The following is a 16,812-nucleotide window of genomic DNA, read 5'->3' as shown; positions in this document are numbered from 1 at the left end:
TATTCATTTCAGTCTCTCCATCGCTTTCCGGGTGGCTTCAAACTGGCGTTTCGTTTGTAATACAATTGGAGCAGCGACCCGTTCGCGGCAGTCGAAAATACCGCAACGTTCGCAAGTTTGGTTCACAATCCGGAAGGGTATATCGGGCAGATTTTTTATGTCTTTCGGCTCAGCCAGGAAGGACATTTTACGCCGTAACGTATCGTTCACCGCAAAGCACATCGACACACTCATATTTTGCTGAAACTGAGGCTGGAACGGATGCGCTACCGATATAATCAGGTACTGCTGACCCGAATCGGCATATTCGGAGAGCTGTGCCCGACTAAGTGTGCCGTCGAACGACTTGTGCTGCTGCAAAAACTGGAGTTCCTGCAAAATAGTCCAGGCAATCCACCGCCGACAGAAATGCTCATCCATAATACTGCGCGGCCCTTGTTTTCGGGAAAGGTGCATCTCTTTGGTGAGCTGAAACGTAGCTTGGCCAGCTGTATGGTTGAAGCGATAAAAAAACAGCTGGTCGATCCCGAAGTCGCTGGGCAGTACGTTACTGAGCCGGTAGAAAAACCGCTCGGGGGTGGCATTGAAGTGGGTAATCAGGTTCAGGAATTCCTCATTACTCCACGTATCACGGGCAAATAAATCGCGTAATTTTTCGACTAAAGCAGCCCGTCGAATGAGGATAGCCCCCGCAAAATACGATGCCTTATAATTATTCAGAATCTGCTCGAACGATTCAGCTTCAACCCATGAATATGTAAAAGGCCGATTTTTTAGGTTTAGAAATTGAAAGCCAACTTCGCGCGCTAGAATAAACAGACGCTGTTCTGTCGAAAGTCCTGCATTTAAATGCAACGTGTGCTGTTCTGGACGAAAAATCGAACGTAATGAGATCAATTCCGGCTGCGTGAGCGGATCAAACTGCTCAATTCGAATATCGTAACGGGTTTTAAGTAAGTTCGTTAGCAAGGGTTCATCAACAGCCTGCTCGTTTCGAGGAGCAAACTCGTCCAGAAATCGGGCAGCGTCGGCTTCGATTTCCGGAAAATGGTTGTCGTGCATTTCCTGATACGAACGTAACATGGTCAGATACAGGCGCTCTACGCTCATATTATAACTGAGCGCGATGTCCATAAACGTACGTATCATGGCACTGACTTTGGCCGGCGCTTCAGCCAGGAGTTCAAGCAGGTCGGATGGATCGATGCCAAAAAGTTCGAGCGGAATTTCAGTCAGAAATTTCGAACGTAACAAATCCGAAATAGGCTCCAGTTTTTTGCTCAACTTCAGCGACACCAACGAGTCATAATCGACCTGCATGGCATCGGCGAGCGCAGAAATTTTGTCGGCCTTAGGGTATTTTCGGCCTTTTTCGATTTCTGTTACGTACGAAACCGACAGGCCCGACTGCTGGGCCAGTTCGCTGACAGACAATCCTTTATCCAGTCGAAGCTGACGTAATTTCAGGCCAAACAGTAATCGAATATGATCAGCAGGGAGATTCAAGAATCAGGCGCGTAGAGGGTCAGAAAATATAACATATGAGTCCGAAACATATTTCGGTTGCCAGCTACGGCCGGGTAAAAATACGAAACTACATTGAATTGGAAACGTTATTCTCCTGCATCTGAAGTGGAGATTTACGGTTGATTCCAGTTATTCATACGTCTTTTCAATGTAAAGAAATCGGAGATAAAATAACTTTTCTTCAAGTACACGGTTAGTACTACGTCTACAGTATATTCGCTATCTCAATTGTACTACTTTTGGAGTGAAAAACTGGTTTTTTTTAGTCCTTTTAACGATATTGAAGTAAAAACAACGTTTTGTTGCGAGTTAAATTGGAAAATTTTGCATAAAACGTACCGTTTACTCATTTCGGTATTTTTATGAACAAATTAAATTCTATATTGCAGTCAGTTAATCCTTTTCGACACATAATAAATTGCCTATACACCGATGAAACAACTATCTCTAGCTATTGCATTGTTGGCTTCAGCAACCGCTTTCGGCCAGGACCCAGCTATCCTTACCAAAAACGTAGAGGCTAATCAACAAGAAACCCAGCACGCTGCTACCTATCTTTCAGCGCGCAACCAGATTTTTGAACGGGCATCAGCTATTTATACCGCTGGTGGTTCTGTTACGTTACAACCCGGCTTCACAGCGAAGGCTGGTTCTGTTTTCACAGCAAATATTGCAATCAAACCAGTTTTGGGTGATGAGTCTGCTAGTCAGCTAACCGTAGTTGCCTATCCGAACCCGTTCCGTGCTCAAACTCGCGTTGAGTATTCGCTTCCTAAAGCTACACAGGTTAAGAGCGTACTGACCAACTTGCAAGGCCAGGTTGTTACGATGCCTTCGGATGCAAAATGGCAGGAAAGCGGTCGGCATCAGGTTGATCTGTCGGCTGAAGAATTACCAGCTGGAACGTATATCTATCAGATTCAGGCCGGTACCGAGCAGAAAACGATCCGTCTGATCAAACAGCCGTAAGCTTTAGCTTAAGCTATCAGGTTACTAGTAAACCCTTGCCGAGTGGTCTTATCCCACTCAGCAAGGGTTTTTTATATTACGGCCTTCCAACCCATTTATTTTGTCGGGAACTACTATATTGCGTATCTATTCTTTGACCCCGCTCCTATTAACTCGTTATTTCTTTCTTAAATGCCTACACTCAGCGTTGATATTACAAATTGCGATCGGGAACCTATCCATATTTTAGGCCATATTCAGTCTCATGGTTACCTGGTTGCTATTTTACCCGACACTTACATCATCGTTCATGCTAGTGACAACCTTGCTCACCTCATCGGGCAGCCAGTTCAGAATATTCTTGGCAAATCGATTAATACGTTACTACATAAAACAGATGTACCTGCAGCTGCACTAATTGAACTGTTAAACGTAGGCCATCGGAATAATACCTGGGATACAATTAACCCCTACCGACTTCAGATCGACGGTAAGCCCTGGAACCTGATTTGCCATGAATACGATGGGTTGATTCTGCTCGAATGGGAACCCATCGATTCGGCAATCCACGAAGGTGTCAATCAACGCCTGATTACTGAAGCGCTCACTGAGGTGCAATCCAGTCGGCAACTCGCTGATTTATTCCAGAATACGGCCCGACGTATTAAAGATATTATCGGATTTGATCGGGTGATGGTTTACCGGTTTAGTGCCGACTGGCATGGGCACGTTATAGCCGAAGCCAAAGAAGATCATCTGGAGCCATTTCTGGGGCTGCATTACCCAGCCTCCGATATACCCCGGCAAGCCCGCGAACTTTATAAGAAAAACCTGGTTCGACTGATTGCCGACGTCCATAGCACCCCCTCGCCTATTTTATCCCGGCCCGAATGGCCTGACGACAAACCGCTCGACCTCAGCTATGCCGGTTTGCGCGCTGTTTCGCCCGTACACATCGAATATCTGAAAAATATGGGAGTCGAGGCTTCCATGAGTATTTCGCTGATTTATCGGGGCGAGTTATGGGGGCTGATCTCATGCCACCACAGCACACCCCGATTCGTTGATTACACAGCCCGACAGAATGCAAAATTTGTAAGTCAGCTGATGTCGGCGGCTCTTGAGTTTCGGCGCGATACCGAAGACCAGACGCTACGTCAGCAAAGTCTCGAAAAAGGACAAGCCATTCAGGATCAGTTATTAGCCGATGAGGACGTAGTACGGGCACTGACCCGGCATCCGATTACGGCGCTTGACATTACGTCGGGGGCGGGAGCCGTATTGGTTTTCAACAACCAGCAGCATCGGCTCGGCAGCGTGCCGAACGAAAATGCCGTGACCCAGCTTATCGATTGGCTGAACACAACGGAAATTGATACATTCCTGGAAACCAGCCAATTATCAAACTTTTATCCTCCCGCTGAAGCATTCAGCGCAGAAGGGTCTGGTTTACTGGCGATTGTACTGTCGAAAGAATTGAACGAATACCTGCTCTGGTTCAAGCCCGAACAAATCCAGCAGGTAACCTGGGCCGGCCAACCGGATAAAGCCGTAACCGTTACCGACGACGATCAGATACGAATAAGCCCGCGCAAAAGTTTCGCAGCCTGGACGCAGATCGTCCGGAATTCGTCCGACTCCTGGAGTGAAACCGACGTAGCAGCCGCTGTAAAACTACGTGAAGATATTTTGCAGGTGGTTACCCGACAGGCTAATCAGGTACGTTTGCTGAATCAAAAGCTTCAGGCCGCTTACGAAGAACTGGATGCTTTTAGCTATACCGTATCGCACGACTTACGGACTCCGCTTTCGTCGATTCGCTGTTATTCAGAAATTTTACTGGAAGAATATGGGCAGGAGCTTAATCCAGATGCCCAGGCGCTGTTCCAGAAAATCATGGATTCGACCGAACGAATGCGGTCTCTTATTCGCCACATCCTGTTCTATTCGCGCATGGGCCGAACCGAGTTTAATACCGAGCCCATCGACATGAGAAAAATGCTGGAGGAAATTCGGGATGAAATCCTGTTGACAGAACAAAATCGTTCCCTAACGATTGAACTGGGCGAGACGCCTTCGCTGGACGCCGACCCAACAATGGCCCTTCAATTGTTCAGTAATCTGATTTCGAATGCGGCCAAATACACGCGCAATAATGCCAACGCCCGAATACAGATTAATGGCAAACGGACTGAACGGGATGTTATTTATTCGGTAAGCGATAATGGCATTGGGTTTGATATGAAAGAAGCAGGACGTATGTTCGATTTGTTTAAACGATTGGAAAACGCTCGACCGTTTAAAGGATCTGGAGTTGGGCTGGCCATTGTGAAACGGATCATTAACCGGCATCAAGGCAAAATCTGGTACTTGAGTGAGCCAAACCGGGGGGCAACTTTTTTTGTTTCATTTCCGACTGTTGCTGAATTGGTTGAGAATTAAATAATTTATTTCTAAAGAATAGTAAATCGGCCTCTTGTTACGTTCAAATCGTACAAAAAGCGAATTCTATTATTTATGTCAGTGTTTATTGAATTGATTTATTAGTATGGTTGATATTATTTACGTAGAAGATAATCCGGACGATGCCGATATCTTCAGTCGACTGGTTACTAAATTTGAGCAGTCGCCTACCTACACCATTTTAGAAAGTGGCTCAGAAGCCATCGATTATCTGACAGGTAAGGACGGAAAGCAACGTAAACCCCTGCCCAAGCTCCTGTTGCTCGATCTGAATCTGGTAGGTTTAAGCGGATTCGACGTAGTGAAACGTCTACGTGCCGCTGACCATACCCGCTGGTTACCCATTGTTTCCTATAGTACCTCAGACAGTCCAAACGACATTCGGGAAGCTTATGCGGCTGGTATCAATGCCTACGTAGTGAAACCTGGAAATTATCAGGCCACCCGCGAGCTGCTTCAGCATTTATGCCGATTTTGGCTGGAAAATAACACTCTTTTGAATTTTCAATGACCTCTTTGCAGGAAAGGCTCAAATCAGAAACGCGTAGTTTACACGAACAAACCGAGCAATTATTATATTCTGAGCCACTACGTAGCGGTACGTTATCTGCCAGTCAGTATCAACATCTGTTACGTACTCATCTGGCCTATCATCAGGCACTCGAAGCCGCCATCGATCAACACTCTGATTTTTTTCAGCCATATCATCCCGATAATCGTCGGAAAACCCCCTGGTTATTGGACGATTTAAATGCTACGTCCACCGGTGCTACGTTACCGGTTGATGTCTTTGCAAACTGGTCGCCGAGGGCTTTGCTGGGGGCGGCTTACGTTGGCGAAGGTTCGATGCTTGGCGGGAAAACGGTCTGGCATTTGCTTCAGCAGAGTCCGGCATTGGCTTCTTTGTTGCCAACGGCTCGTTTTTATAGGGGATATGGTTCAGAAACGGGTCAGCAGTGGCGCGATTTTGTAGCTTTCCTGGCCCAACAGGGTACCGACAAGCCAGATGAAGTTGTGGACGGTGCCCGTCAAGCATTTCTTACGTATACTAATTTATTCCGATGGACCGCCGGACAATAAGTTTATTCATTTTTGTTACGTTCGTTTCGCTAACCAGTTTCACGCTCACACCTATCGAGTCGCTACGTTCGACGGATATCAGCGACACCCCTGAACGTACCAAACGGGCAACCTCCCTGTTAACAGGTGCCGACCAGACTGATCAATACGTACCTTATCTGAAAGGTAAACGAGTGGCGATGGTGGTGAATCCAACATCGATTATCGGCAACAAGCCCAGCGTTGATAGCCTGCTTCAACTAGGCATCAAGGTAGTTAAGGTTTTCGGGCCAGAGCACGGATTCAGAGGAAACGCCAGTAATGGTACGAAAGTGGACGATAGCGTTGATTCAAAAACGGGCATCCCAATTATTTCCCTGTACGGCAAAAACCGCAAACCATCCGCCGAACTGCTTGCCGACGTCGACGTATTGATTTACGACATTCAGGACGTAGGGGCCCGCTTTTATACGTACATCAATACGTTAAGTCACGTGATGGAATCCTGCGCCGAAAACAATAAAGAATTGCTGATTCTGGACCGGCCTAACCCGAACGGCTACGTAGTGGACGGCCCAATTCTGGAAGACCATCTCCGGTCGGGAATTGGTATGTTCCGGATTCCGATTACCCACGGACTTACCATTGCCGAGTTTGCTCAGATGCTCAACGGCGAAGGCTGGCTTCCGAACGGACGAAAGTGCAAGCTACGTATCGTGAAAGTGGCCAACTACACGCACGATACGCCTTATACGCTTCCGGTGCCTCCATCACCCAACCTGAACACAGCACAATCCATTTTGCTTTATCCAAGCATCTGTTTGTTCGAAGGCACTATTATCAGCCAGGGACGCGGAACATATATTCCGTTTACTGTACTCGGCGCTCCAGCCTTGAAAGGGAAATATTCGTTTTCGTTTCGCCCGATTAGTATTAAAGGGATGAAAGAAGCCCCGCTTCACCAGGACACCGATTGCTATGGCCTCGACTTGCGAAAGTACGATACCAGTAAACTTCGCAAGAATAAACAACTGAATTTAAGCTGGTTAATGGAGATGTATAAAGCTTACCCCGATAAAGAGCGATTCTTTGATGCTAGCCAGAGTAAGGAAATAGGCAATTTCAATAAGTTGGCTGGAAACGAGCTGCTGAAACAACAAATCATCGACGGTACATCCGAAGCTGAAATCCGCAAAAGTTGGGAACCTGGGTTATCGAATTACAAAAAAATGCGTCAGAAATATCTGATCTACCCATAAAATATCACCAGTTGCTAATTGTTAGTCGTCATTCGATCTATACATTATTTTCAGGTGTTGACCAGAGCTTAAAGCTTAACATTAAGCTAGTTCACCTTTTTAAATTCATAGGCAGGGCCATCCATAGCCCTGCCCAAATCTAAATACATCCGATTTTGATTCATATATAAGCCGGGATTACGCACATACCAGTTGTCTTCTTTTGGTTGGGCATTAGTCTTGATCAACAACCCATTATCTAGCTTAACTACCTCAAAATCAACCCTATCGATCTGCTTACCGTTTTCTACAACACTAATTTGATTTGCCTCAAAAATCAATTCGACAGGAGGAACAACAGGATCAGGAATCATTGCATATACCTTAACTAATTTCCAGGTCCCAGGTAGCCATAGCTTGGCTTGTTGCGAATCCTGGGTGTATTCTTTTAAGGGATCGTTTTTGGTATCGGATTCCGTTTCGATCTCGGCTGTTTTAGTGCAACTCGTGAATCCCAATGTCACTAACAGCAATAAGCTTACAACAATACGTTTCATAGCTGAACGGATAGGTTCTCCTCACAATGGATTCCTGACAAGATAATAAGGTTGGAATTCCTGCTGTTAAAATTATATCAGTTGCTATTGGGAGCTAACAGGTTGACGTATCTCGAAAGCCGGTAAGAAAACTTTAAACGTTGAACCTGCTCCTGGCTGACTGGAAACATCAATGGCGCCCCCGTAGCTTTCGGCAACCCGTTGACAAATAGCCAGGCCAATACCCGTACCACTATACGATTTCGCGTCGTGCAATCGCTGAAAGGGGTGAAAAATCTTGTCTTTGTACTTCTCGTCAAAACCGATACCATTATCGGTTATGGTAATGAGCCAGAACGCGTCTGACCGATGTTGCAGAACAACAGGCAACTCGGCTGCCAATGCTCTTTTCGCCCGAATCGTAATGACCGGAGTGGAGTCGGCTTGCCCAAATTTCAAAGCATTCGCTACCAGATTTTGCAGCAGTTGACGGTACCGGGTGGCACTTCCCGGCAAGATAGGCAACGTACCAATGTCGACGATAGCTTTCTTTTCAGCGATGGCTACCTCCAGGTCACTGACAACATCCGCTATGACGCTCGACAGATTTACCGGAACAGGCATATCGCGGTTGGTAGCCAGTTGTGAATACATCAATAAATCCTTCACCAGCATCTGCATCCGCTGGGCCGATTTCTGGATACGTCGTACCATGTCGCGCTCGCCATCGGCGAGATTGTCGACAAATTGATTCTGAAGTACGTCGCTGAATGTCTGAATCTTACGTAACGGCTCCTGTAAATCGTGACTGGCAATTTGAGCGAACTGGCGGAGGTTATCATTACTTTGCCGGAGTTCCGTGTTACTACGTCGCAGTTCTTCTGACTGTTGCTGAATCTGTAAATTCGCGTTTTTACGGTCGGTTATGTCCAGTTGCAGAATTATCAAACCATCGTCCTGCTTCACGGCCGATATGTCGAACCACTTTTCTATTTCGCCCTGCGGATAGGCCAGTTCAGTTCGGAACAACGTACCGGTTTCCAGTGTATTCACCAATTCCCGAAATAGCTCTGTCTCAAGGTAATCCGGATAAATTACGCCCAACCGCTGGCCTATAAGCTCATCCATTGGCCTGTCTAGCAGGCTAACCAATAAATCACTGGCCGATATAATCTGAAAATCAACAACTTCACCATCCTTGCTACGTATGGCGTTAGCCATAACCATGCTGATAGGCATACTCCTCAGCAAAACTTCGAGGGCTTTGTTACGTTGTCTGGCAATGGCTTCCTGTTGCTGGCTGGTCTGTACGGCATGCTGAAGTGCCTGCGTTCGTTCAGCGATAAGCCGTTCCAGTTCTTCCTGCTGACGATGGCTTTCTGTGATATCGATAACTGTGCCAATGAACCGATGAGCCTGACCGGTTTCATCAAAGAAGGCCCTGCCATTCGCCCGTATCCAGCGAAGTTGATGATCCTCAAGGCCAATCGTTCGATAGTTGATGTCGTAGCGGCCGGTGCTACCGGGCCGAAGCGCTTCCTGAACCACCTGATCGGTCACTTCCCGATCTTCGGGATGCAATCCCTTCAGAAATACGTTGTAATCGATTTTGGCATCAGGAGGCAGGCCAAACAGCGCTTTGCATCGATTATCCCACATCAGCACACCCGTAATCGGATCAAAATCCCAGGTGCCAACCTGCGCAGCTTCGATAATGAGTTTTAATCGTTCCGACTCTTCGGAAGCTTTTCTGGATGAGTTAATTGGTAGCTGCGCTTCGTTCACTGGACTGGATACCCTTTGCCGTCTTAATGGTTGTTTTGATTATAACTAGGAATCAAACGTTGCGGTTTACGGTTGGCACCTTTCGCAAAATACGCAATCAACGCTTTAGAACCATTCTTTTACCCTTAAAAAGCCCTTAATTTGGACTAACTAATGGGTTAGTTTTGCATTAATTAGTTGCTGGATCAGAATAAAATCAGCTGGATACGCAACATAATCCAACGTATCAACCTCAATGATTAATAAAGGCCCCAAATGATACGTTGTCACGAATTCTTCGTAAAGCTGATTAAGATCAGCCAGATACGTATCACTAATAGACTGTTCATAATCGCGCCCCCGCTTCTGAATACGCTGTCGAAGTCTGGGCAGGCTGGCCCGCAGGTAAATCATCAGATCGGGCGGACGTACCAGACTCATCATGTTTTCAAATACCTGCCGATACGTAATATAATCGCGTTCGCTCATGTCGCCCCGCTGGTAAAGATTTCGGGCGAAGATGGCCGCATCCTCATAAATTGTTCGGTCCTGAATCATGGGAACCGGTTCAACAGCCAATTCTCTGGACGCCTGCTGACTATCGATGATTTTTTTCATCTGCGCAAAGCGACTATTTAGAAAATATATTTGCAGGTTGAACGACCACCGTGGCATATCGGCGTAAAAATCAGCGAGATAAGGATTTCCTTCTACCGCTTCATACAATACATTCCATCCGTAATGATCAGCCAGCATTTTGGCCAATGTGGTTTTACCCGCACCAATATTTCCTGTTATAGCAATGTGCATACGTAAAGAGTGAATGAGTCAAAGAGTGAATAGCGGGCGTAAGCACTCTTCCGCTCATTCACTCTTTGACTAACGACTGACAACTATCGACTGTTTTCGCTTAATTTTGTAATTGGAAAGAAGAACTCGAGCAACCCTATTCGCTTTGCCGGATGGCTTTCGCTCTTTCGCTCATTTACTCTTTCACTCATTAGCAATGAAACCGTACCGCGTTCTTTTATACTACATCTATTCGCCCATCGAAAATCCGGAGCAATATCGGGAAGAGCATCATCTGCTCTGCCTGAACCTGAATCTGCTCGGACGTATCATTGTTGCTCCCGAAGGCCTCAACGGCACCGTTTCGGGTCTGACTGCCGATTGTGAGGCTTACATGGAAACGCTACGTAATGACCCGCGTTTTGCTGGTATTGAGTTCAAAATAGATGAATCGGATGAGCATGCGTTTCAGAAATTACATGTGCGCGTAAAACCCGAAATCGTCCATTCCGATTTGCCAGTCAATCCATTAGTAGAAACGGGTATTCACCTCGAACCGGAGGAGTTTAGACAACTCAAAAACGATCCGGACGTAGTACTGGTCGATATGCGCTCAAACTATGAGCATTCGGTTGGCAAATTCAAAGGAGCCATTACGTTCGACATGGAAAACCTGCGCGAACTGCCCGAACACATGGCCGAAATTGAACACCTGAAAGGTTCCGGCAAAAAAATCATTACGTATTGCACCGGCGGTATCAAGTGCGAAAAAGCGTCGGCTTATCTGCTGAAGCAGGGTTTTGAGAATGTGTATCAGCTTCACGGCGGCATAATTAAATATGGTATCGAATCCGGTGGCGAAGATTTCGACGGCGAATGCTACGTATTCGACAACCGCGTAACGGTGCCCGTTAACCACGTCAACCCGGCTGTGGTGTCGACTTGCTTTCGGTGCGGAACGTCTACCAGCCGGATGGTAAACTGCGCCAGCCCAGCCTGTAACAATCACTTTACCATGTGCGAAGCCTGCGGGTTTGAACATTTGGGCACCTGCACCGACGACTGTAAAAACGACCCGAACCTCCGCGAATACGACGGTACAGGTTACTACGGAAAAGCAACCCAGAGCTATTCGCCACTTCAAGGATTTAAGAGCCGGAAAGGTCAGAAAACAGAAGTGAGTTTATAAACTCCACTCCCATTTTCCTTTGATATTATCGAGGTATTTCTGCCCAGACCCCGTATTGAGCAGCAGTATGTGCTCGTCGGGACGTAGCCAGCCCTGACGTAGCAGTTTCTTGGTGGCGGCCCAGATGGCTCCGCCTTCGGGTGCTGCGAAAATGCCCTCATGGCGGCAGAGTTCGCTCAGTCCCATCAGCATTTCATCTTCCGAAACGGCGACGGCTGTTCCATCTGATTCAAGCAACGTATTGAGAATGAGTGGTTCGCCAATCGGACGAGGAACAGCCAGCCCGTTTGCTACTGTGGGCTGGCCAACGTAGTGCTTACTGGTCAACTGCTCGCCCTGCCACGTAGCAACTATAGGCGCACACTGCTCAGCCTGAACGGCAACCATACGCGGAAGTACTACGTTTTCAGGAAGCCACCCTAATGCTTTCATTTCGTGAAAGGCTTTCCAGATACCGATCAGGCCAGTCCCTCCGCCAGTTGGATACATGATCACGTCGGGCAATTGCCAGTTCATCTGTTCGGCAATTTCAAAGCCCATCGTTTTCTTACCTTCCAATCGATACGGTTCCTTCAACGTAGATACGTCGAAATAGCTACCATTCTGATTGATTTCCTGGACTTTAAATGCACAATCATTTATCAACCCATCAACCTCAATCAATCGGGCGCCGTATCCGATACATTCTTCCTTGAACGCATCCGGGGTATGACGCGGCATCACGACAATGGCTTCCAGTCCGGCACGGGCGCAGTAGGCTGCCATCGCCACCCCCGCATTGCCCGCCGTTGGAATAATGCAAGCCTGTTCACCGTTTTCCTTCGCTTTTGAAATTGCCATACATAACCCTCTGGCTTTAAACGACCCTGTCGGATTAAGCCCTTCGTCTTTAAGGCTAACGTGACTGAGATTATATCGACTGGCCAGTCGATTGAGCGTAAGGATGGGCGTGTAACCTTCTCCTAAACTCACCTGATTTTGAGGTCGGATAACGGGCAACAATTCCGCATAACGCCAAAGCGTTTTAGGACGAGCCTGTAAATCAGACAGAAACACGTTACCTGCATCAAGAACGTATTGACAAAGTAAGGGCATCTGACAGCATACCGACAAAGTCTGTCTCCCGCAAGGGTCGTGAATGGTCCCGCACCGCGAACAGTGCAAGTTTCCTAAGAGTGATGAAGTGATCGTGTCATCCATGGTTGTATTTTTCCCGAAAAATCCCGGTTAACAACACATGAAGCAAATACTGTTTTGAGATGAATTATTCCCTTTTGGAATAATGACGTAGCGTAAATTGAATAAACGTACTCACCAATCGGTTGTTCTCCGTACCTTTTCGCTGGATGAAATAAAACGTTCGCTGAAGCGTCAGATTCTGAATGGGCACTTCAACCATCTCACCAGCAGCCAGTTCTCTTAGAATGGCCCGCTTAGGCAGAAAAGCCATGCACGTATCGGCCAGCACAAAATTCTTCAGTGCTTCCGTTCCACCTAACCGTATTAAAACACGTAACGAAGACAAGTTGACGCCCTTTCGTTCTAGGGCATCTTCTACCACGGCCAGCGTTCCAGAACCATTCTCCCGCAGTGCTAAGGGTATAGTCGGCAAATCCGCTAATGTCAGCGTCTTGCCACGTAACGGGCTTTGGGCCGAACAAACGGCCAATACGTCGTCTGTCATAAATGGCGTATACGTCAGCGTATTAACCTGGTTCATTACTTCCACAATGCCAACGTCGATATGGTGTTCCAGTAAGGCGTTTTGAATATTGTTGGAATTGCGATTCAGTACGTTGACCTGAATATGACTGAACCGTTGCAGATAAGCGGAAAGTACTGGCGGTAATACGTATAAACTAATGGTGGTGCTGGAACCGACCGCAAGTTTGGTAGGTGGCAGAAAATTTTCGTTAAGTTGTTGAAGTTCCTGATGAAGATCCTCCTGCAACTGACTAGCATCCAGCAACTTATTATACAACGCTAATCCGGCCGGAGTTAAACTAATGGTTGTACCATGCCGCTCAAATAGACCAGTCTTGTAAAAATACTCCAGTGATTTAATGTGTTTGCTAATAGCCGATTGGCTCAGGAATAACGTCTGACTGGCTTTTGTAAAACTTAGTAGACGAGCTACTTCCAGAAAAATCTGATGCCGTGAAGAAAGCATATTGGGTTACCGAATCTGTTGCAAACAACGTCAAAGATAAACCGATGCACGAAGAATAAAGAGTGAATAAGCGAATACCATCCGGCAAGCTCGCTCATTCACTCTTTCGCTCTTTATTCCTCCCAACTATCCAAGCCCAGCAGTTTGCGACCTAGTGGCGAAAGTTCAGCGGTTTGGTAACGCTCTTTTTCCCAGTTGCGTGGGTCGCCGGGGAAAGCGTAGCCTTCGGGAGCCTGCCGGTCGCGCCAGGACGTAACGCGCCACTGACGTAACGTTTCATTTTCTTCCTGCGCGGGCATCATCGAAATGTATTGGGCAATACGTACCTTGTCTTTCGACAAGTTTGGACGGATACCATGCGGCTGGGTGCTGTTGAAAATCAACAGGTCACCTGCTTCCATTTTCACTTTATCGAACTCAAAACCAGTCGTGTCAGGCTTGAACCGATTGCGATCGGCGGGTTGGGTGAGTTTCCACGTATCATAGGTGCGGTATAGTTCAGGAATACACTGGAAACCACCCATGTTTTCGTCGGTCTGGTCAGCCAGCGCTAATACACCTTGTACATTTTGCGGGCGCGTTTCCGGGTCATAATCCCAGTGAATAAATCCTTTGAATTCGTGATCAGGACGTACCGGAAAGTTCAGGTTTGCCCGATCGATGGTTACCCATAGTTCTTCGGTTCCCCAGATGTCAACAAACGCATCGTACACGCGTGGGTACTGCCGGTTATCCCACTCAAACTGGTGATTGTAAAGTTCAACCATACCGCTGTTAGTCAACTCTTTCATCTGGATTTCAGCTCGCGGTGGCGCATACCAGGTGGCAGGATCGTTGGAATCCTTTTCTTCAAACTCCCACAGAAAATCAGCCAGTCGCTTAGCCTGCTCTTTGGGAACGGCCTGCTTAATAACGATATACCCGTTATGCTTCCAGAATTGCCAATCTTCTTCAGATAGCACTCGTAACGGCTTTCCGTTGGAGCGGTCGTTCAGACCGATTTTGCTGCTGGTAGCCGTTGACGGATTTCCGGGAATTTCTTTGTGAGCGTTATCAGGTATCATGGTCGGCGCCATGGTGGGTTGCATCGTATCCATACGTTTAGGATTTTTTTGTTTTTTTCTTGAAACAAAATTAGCCGAATGCAACCCCATAATTCCACTTCAATACGTATCATTTTTTGCACTATATTGCTATTTTGATACGTATCGAAAGGCATTGATCGAAAAAACGAGCAAATTTTGTAGATCTTGGTAGAGCTTAAGCCTCACCCGCACAAGAATTATGCGTATTGCTTTTGAAGAAATTATCCCTGATGTCAACAGTTCGTTTCACATTCTGGAAACGCCCAAACTCAGCGATGTCTTTCTGTGGCATTATCACCCAGAATATGAGATCGTTTACATTACTGGTGCCAACGGAACCCGGCACGTCGGCGATCATATTTCGCGGTATGAGGGAAGCGATCTAGTCTTCATTGGACCCAATATCCCGCATCTGAACTTCGATTATGGCGTTCGTACTGACCACCGAAAAGTGGTTGTGCAGCTTAAAGAATCGTTTCTGGGCGACCAGTTCTGGAAAGCTCCGGAATTTGCAGCGATAGCTAATCTTTTTGAGCAGGCTCGAACGGGCGTATCATTTCACGGTGATACCAAACGGCGTGTGGGCGAACAATTGGAAGTACTTCCTACGTTGCCTCCATTTGAGCGCCTGATGACACTGCTGACTATTTTCCAGCAATTAGCCTTAAGCACCGAACGAACACAACTACACGGCCAGCCCGTTAGTGGTTCATACAAACTAAAAGAACAGCAACGGCTTCGACGCGTCTATCAGTTTATCGAAGAAAACTACGGAAGGCAATTTGATATTACAGAAGCTGCGGATATAGCCAGTCTGACAAAAGCCGCTTTCTGTCATTATTTTAAACGGATGACGCACCTGACATTCACGCAGTTCCTGAATCAATACCGCATTCATCAGGCCCAGCAGTTGCTTTTACTCGATAGCAACGTTACCGAAGCCTGCTTTGCCAGTGGGTTCGAGAGTCTGTCTTATTTCAACAAAATTTTCCGGCGCGTAACGGGCGAAAACCCGCTCCAGTTTAAGAAAAAACATCGCCCCGGACGAATTTCCTCAACATAAATTTCATCTACGCCTTCCCACGAATTGCGTAGTATTGCAAATAAAAATCGCTAGTCAATAGTCGTCAGTCAATAGCAAATGAAGGTCAGACGCCTATTGACTAGCAACTGACGACTGTTGACTGATTTTTTATGTCTGACCAGAAGCCCCTGATTTTAGTTACAAACGATGATGGTATCACCGCCCACGGCATTCGAACGCTGGTAGGCTTGATGCAACAACTGGGTACGGTTGTGGTAGTTGCCCCAAACAGCCCTCAATCGGGTATGGGACACGCTATTACAATTGCCAACCCTATAAGACTTTATCCCTCTGATATTTACGGCGATATTCCTGCCTACGAATGCTCCGGCACCCCCGCCGACTGTGTGAAGTTAGCCAAGCATCACGTGCTTAAAGATCGCGCTCCGGATTTGGTGGTGAGCGGTATCAACCATGGCAGCAATTCGTCGATCAGCATTCTTTATTCAGGCACGATGTCGGCGGCCATTGAGGCCGCTATCGAAGGCATTCCGGCCATTGGTTTTTCGCTGAACGATTTCACCCGGCAACCCGATTTTTCGCATACACACGAACATATTCTGTCCATTGCCCGTAATGTATTAGAGCAGGGCATGAAACGCGGCACGGCGCTGAACGTAAATTTTCCGGCTCGTAGTGCAGAACCGTTGCAAGGGATTCGCATCTGTCGGCAGGCTAATGCCAAATGGCAGGAAGTGTTCGATGAGCGACGCGATCCACATGGCCGCCGTTATTTCTGGCTGGCCGGCGATTTCGTCAATTTCGATACGCACGCCGAAGACACCGACGAATATGCCCTGGCCAACAACTATACGTCTGTTGTGCCCTGTCAATACGACCTGACCGCTTACAGCATGATGGACGAATTGAAAAACTGGAAACTGTAAAAAAGGTATGAAGTATGGTGTATGATATAGGATATATGAAGTCCATTTTATATATCATACACCATACTTCATA

15 protein-coding genes are annotated in these 16,812 nt (G+C 47.0%); 8 read left to right on the top strand and 7 right to left on the bottom strand.

The features are described from left to right. Positions 1–3: 3 nt before the first annotated feature. Positions 4–1,506, bottom strand: coding sequence for a helix-turn-helix domain-containing protein (locus ACYVF1_RS09575; protein ID WP_461078043.1), 1,503 nt, complete (start codon positions 1,504–1,506; stop codon positions 4–6). Between the two features lie 453 nt (positions 1,507–1,959). On the opposite strand from ACYVF1_RS09575, the gene ACYVF1_RS09570 reads away from it, so the two are divergent. The 5 genes from ACYVF1_RS09570 to ACYVF1_RS09550 all read left to right on the top strand — a co-directional run bounded on the left by ACYVF1_RS09570 (position 1,960) and on the right by ACYVF1_RS09550 (position 7,256). Beyond that, positions 1,960–2,496: a T9SS type A sorting domain-containing protein gene (locus tag ACYVF1_RS09570; RefSeq protein ID WP_461078041.1), complete on the top strand. Its 537-nt coding sequence runs from the start codon at positions 1,960–1,962 to the stop codon at positions 2,494–2,496. A 171-nt stretch (positions 2,497–2,667) separates the two neighbouring features. After that, entirely contained in the window at positions 2,668–4,917 is a 2,250-nt protein-coding gene (locus tag ACYVF1_RS09565) for an ATP-binding protein (protein ID WP_461078039.1), read from the top strand. Positions 4,918–5,023: 106 nt separating this feature from the next. Then, positions 5,024–5,449 carry a response regulator gene (locus ACYVF1_RS09560; protein ID WP_461078037.1) on the top strand — a complete coding sequence of 142 codons (426 nt, stop codon included), beginning with the start codon at positions 5,024–5,026 and terminating at the stop codon, positions 5,447–5,449. Further along, positions 5,446–6,018 carry a biliverdin-producing heme oxygenase gene (locus tag ACYVF1_RS09555; RefSeq protein WP_461078035.1) on the top strand — a complete coding sequence of 191 codons (573 nt, stop codon included), beginning with the start codon at positions 5,446–5,448 and terminating at the stop codon, positions 6,016–6,018. Before ACYVF1_RS09560 ends, ACYVF1_RS09555 begins: the two co-directional genes overlap by 4 nt. After that, positions 6,000–7,256 (top strand): exo-beta-N-acetylmuramidase NamZ family protein, encoded by a 1,257-nt coding sequence (locus ACYVF1_RS09550; protein WP_461078033.1) that lies wholly within the window; start codon positions 6,000–6,002, stop codon positions 7,254–7,256. Before ACYVF1_RS09555 ends, ACYVF1_RS09550 begins: the two co-directional genes overlap by 19 nt. An 86-nt stretch (positions 7,257–7,342) precedes the next feature. Here the strand turns inward: ACYVF1_RS09550 and ACYVF1_RS09545 are convergent, their stop codons facing one another. From ACYVF1_RS09545 to ACYVF1_RS09535, 3 genes are all read right to left on the bottom strand, one after another. Continuing rightward, positions 7,343–7,792: a hypothetical protein gene (locus ACYVF1_RS09545; RefSeq protein ID WP_461078031.1), complete on the bottom strand. Its 450-nt coding sequence runs from the start codon at positions 7,790–7,792 to the stop codon at positions 7,343–7,345. An 84-nt stretch (positions 7,793–7,876) separates the two neighbouring features. After that, positions 7,877–9,556: a sensor histidine kinase gene (locus tag ACYVF1_RS09540; protein WP_461078029.1), complete on the bottom strand. Its 1,680-nt coding sequence runs from the start codon at positions 9,554–9,556 to the stop codon at positions 7,877–7,879. A gap of 150 nt (positions 9,557–9,706) precedes the next feature. Continuing rightward, a complete protein-coding gene (locus tag ACYVF1_RS09535; RefSeq protein WP_461078027.1) occupies positions 9,707–10,345 on the bottom strand; it encodes a deoxynucleoside kinase in 639 nt (212 codons plus the stop codon). Positions 10,346–10,541: 196 nt separating this feature from the next. Here ACYVF1_RS09535 and trhO point away from each other — a divergent pair, with 196 nt between their 5' ends. Continuing rightward, complete coding sequence (gene trhO / locus ACYVF1_RS09530; RefSeq protein ID WP_461078026.1) at positions 10,542–11,513, top strand: oxygen-dependent tRNA uridine(34) hydroxylase TrhO; 972 nt, start codon at positions 10,542–10,544, stop codon at positions 11,511–11,513. On the opposite strand, the gene ACYVF1_RS09525 is transcribed toward trhO, so the two are convergent. From ACYVF1_RS09525 to ACYVF1_RS09515, 3 genes are all read right to left on the bottom strand, one after another. Continuing rightward, positions 11,508–12,713 (bottom strand): threonine synthase, encoded by a 1,206-nt coding sequence (locus ACYVF1_RS09525; RefSeq protein WP_461078024.1) that lies wholly within the window; start codon positions 12,711–12,713, stop codon positions 11,508–11,510. The two genes, trhO and ACYVF1_RS09525, sit on opposite strands and share 6 nt — an antisense overlap. A 64-nt stretch (positions 12,714–12,777) precedes the next feature. After that, positions 12,778–13,683, bottom strand: a complete 906-nt coding sequence (locus ACYVF1_RS09520) for a LysR family transcriptional regulator (RefSeq protein WP_461078022.1) — start codon at positions 13,681–13,683, stop codon at positions 12,778–12,780. Between the two features lie 113 nt (positions 13,684–13,796). Continuing rightward, positions 13,797–14,780 (bottom strand): phytanoyl-CoA dioxygenase family protein, encoded by a 984-nt coding sequence (locus ACYVF1_RS09515; RefSeq protein ID WP_461078020.1) that lies wholly within the window; start codon positions 14,778–14,780, stop codon positions 13,797–13,799. Between the two features lie 187 nt (positions 14,781–14,967). On the opposite strand from ACYVF1_RS09515, the gene ACYVF1_RS09510 reads away from it, so the two are divergent. Next, on the top strand, positions 14,968–15,831 hold the full coding sequence (locus ACYVF1_RS09510; RefSeq protein WP_461078018.1) for a helix-turn-helix domain-containing protein: 864 nt from the start codon (positions 14,968–14,970) through the stop codon (positions 15,829–15,831). A 131-nt stretch (positions 15,832–15,962) separates the two neighbouring features. After that, complete coding sequence (gene surE / locus ACYVF1_RS09505; RefSeq protein WP_461078016.1) at positions 15,963–16,739, top strand: 5'/3'-nucleotidase SurE; 777 nt, start codon at positions 15,963–15,965, stop codon at positions 16,737–16,739. Positions 16,740–16,812: the final 73 nt, after the last annotated feature.

This window comes from Spirosoma flavus (assembly GCF_054778555.1).
This window is presented reverse-complemented; position numbering and strand designations above follow the sequence as displayed.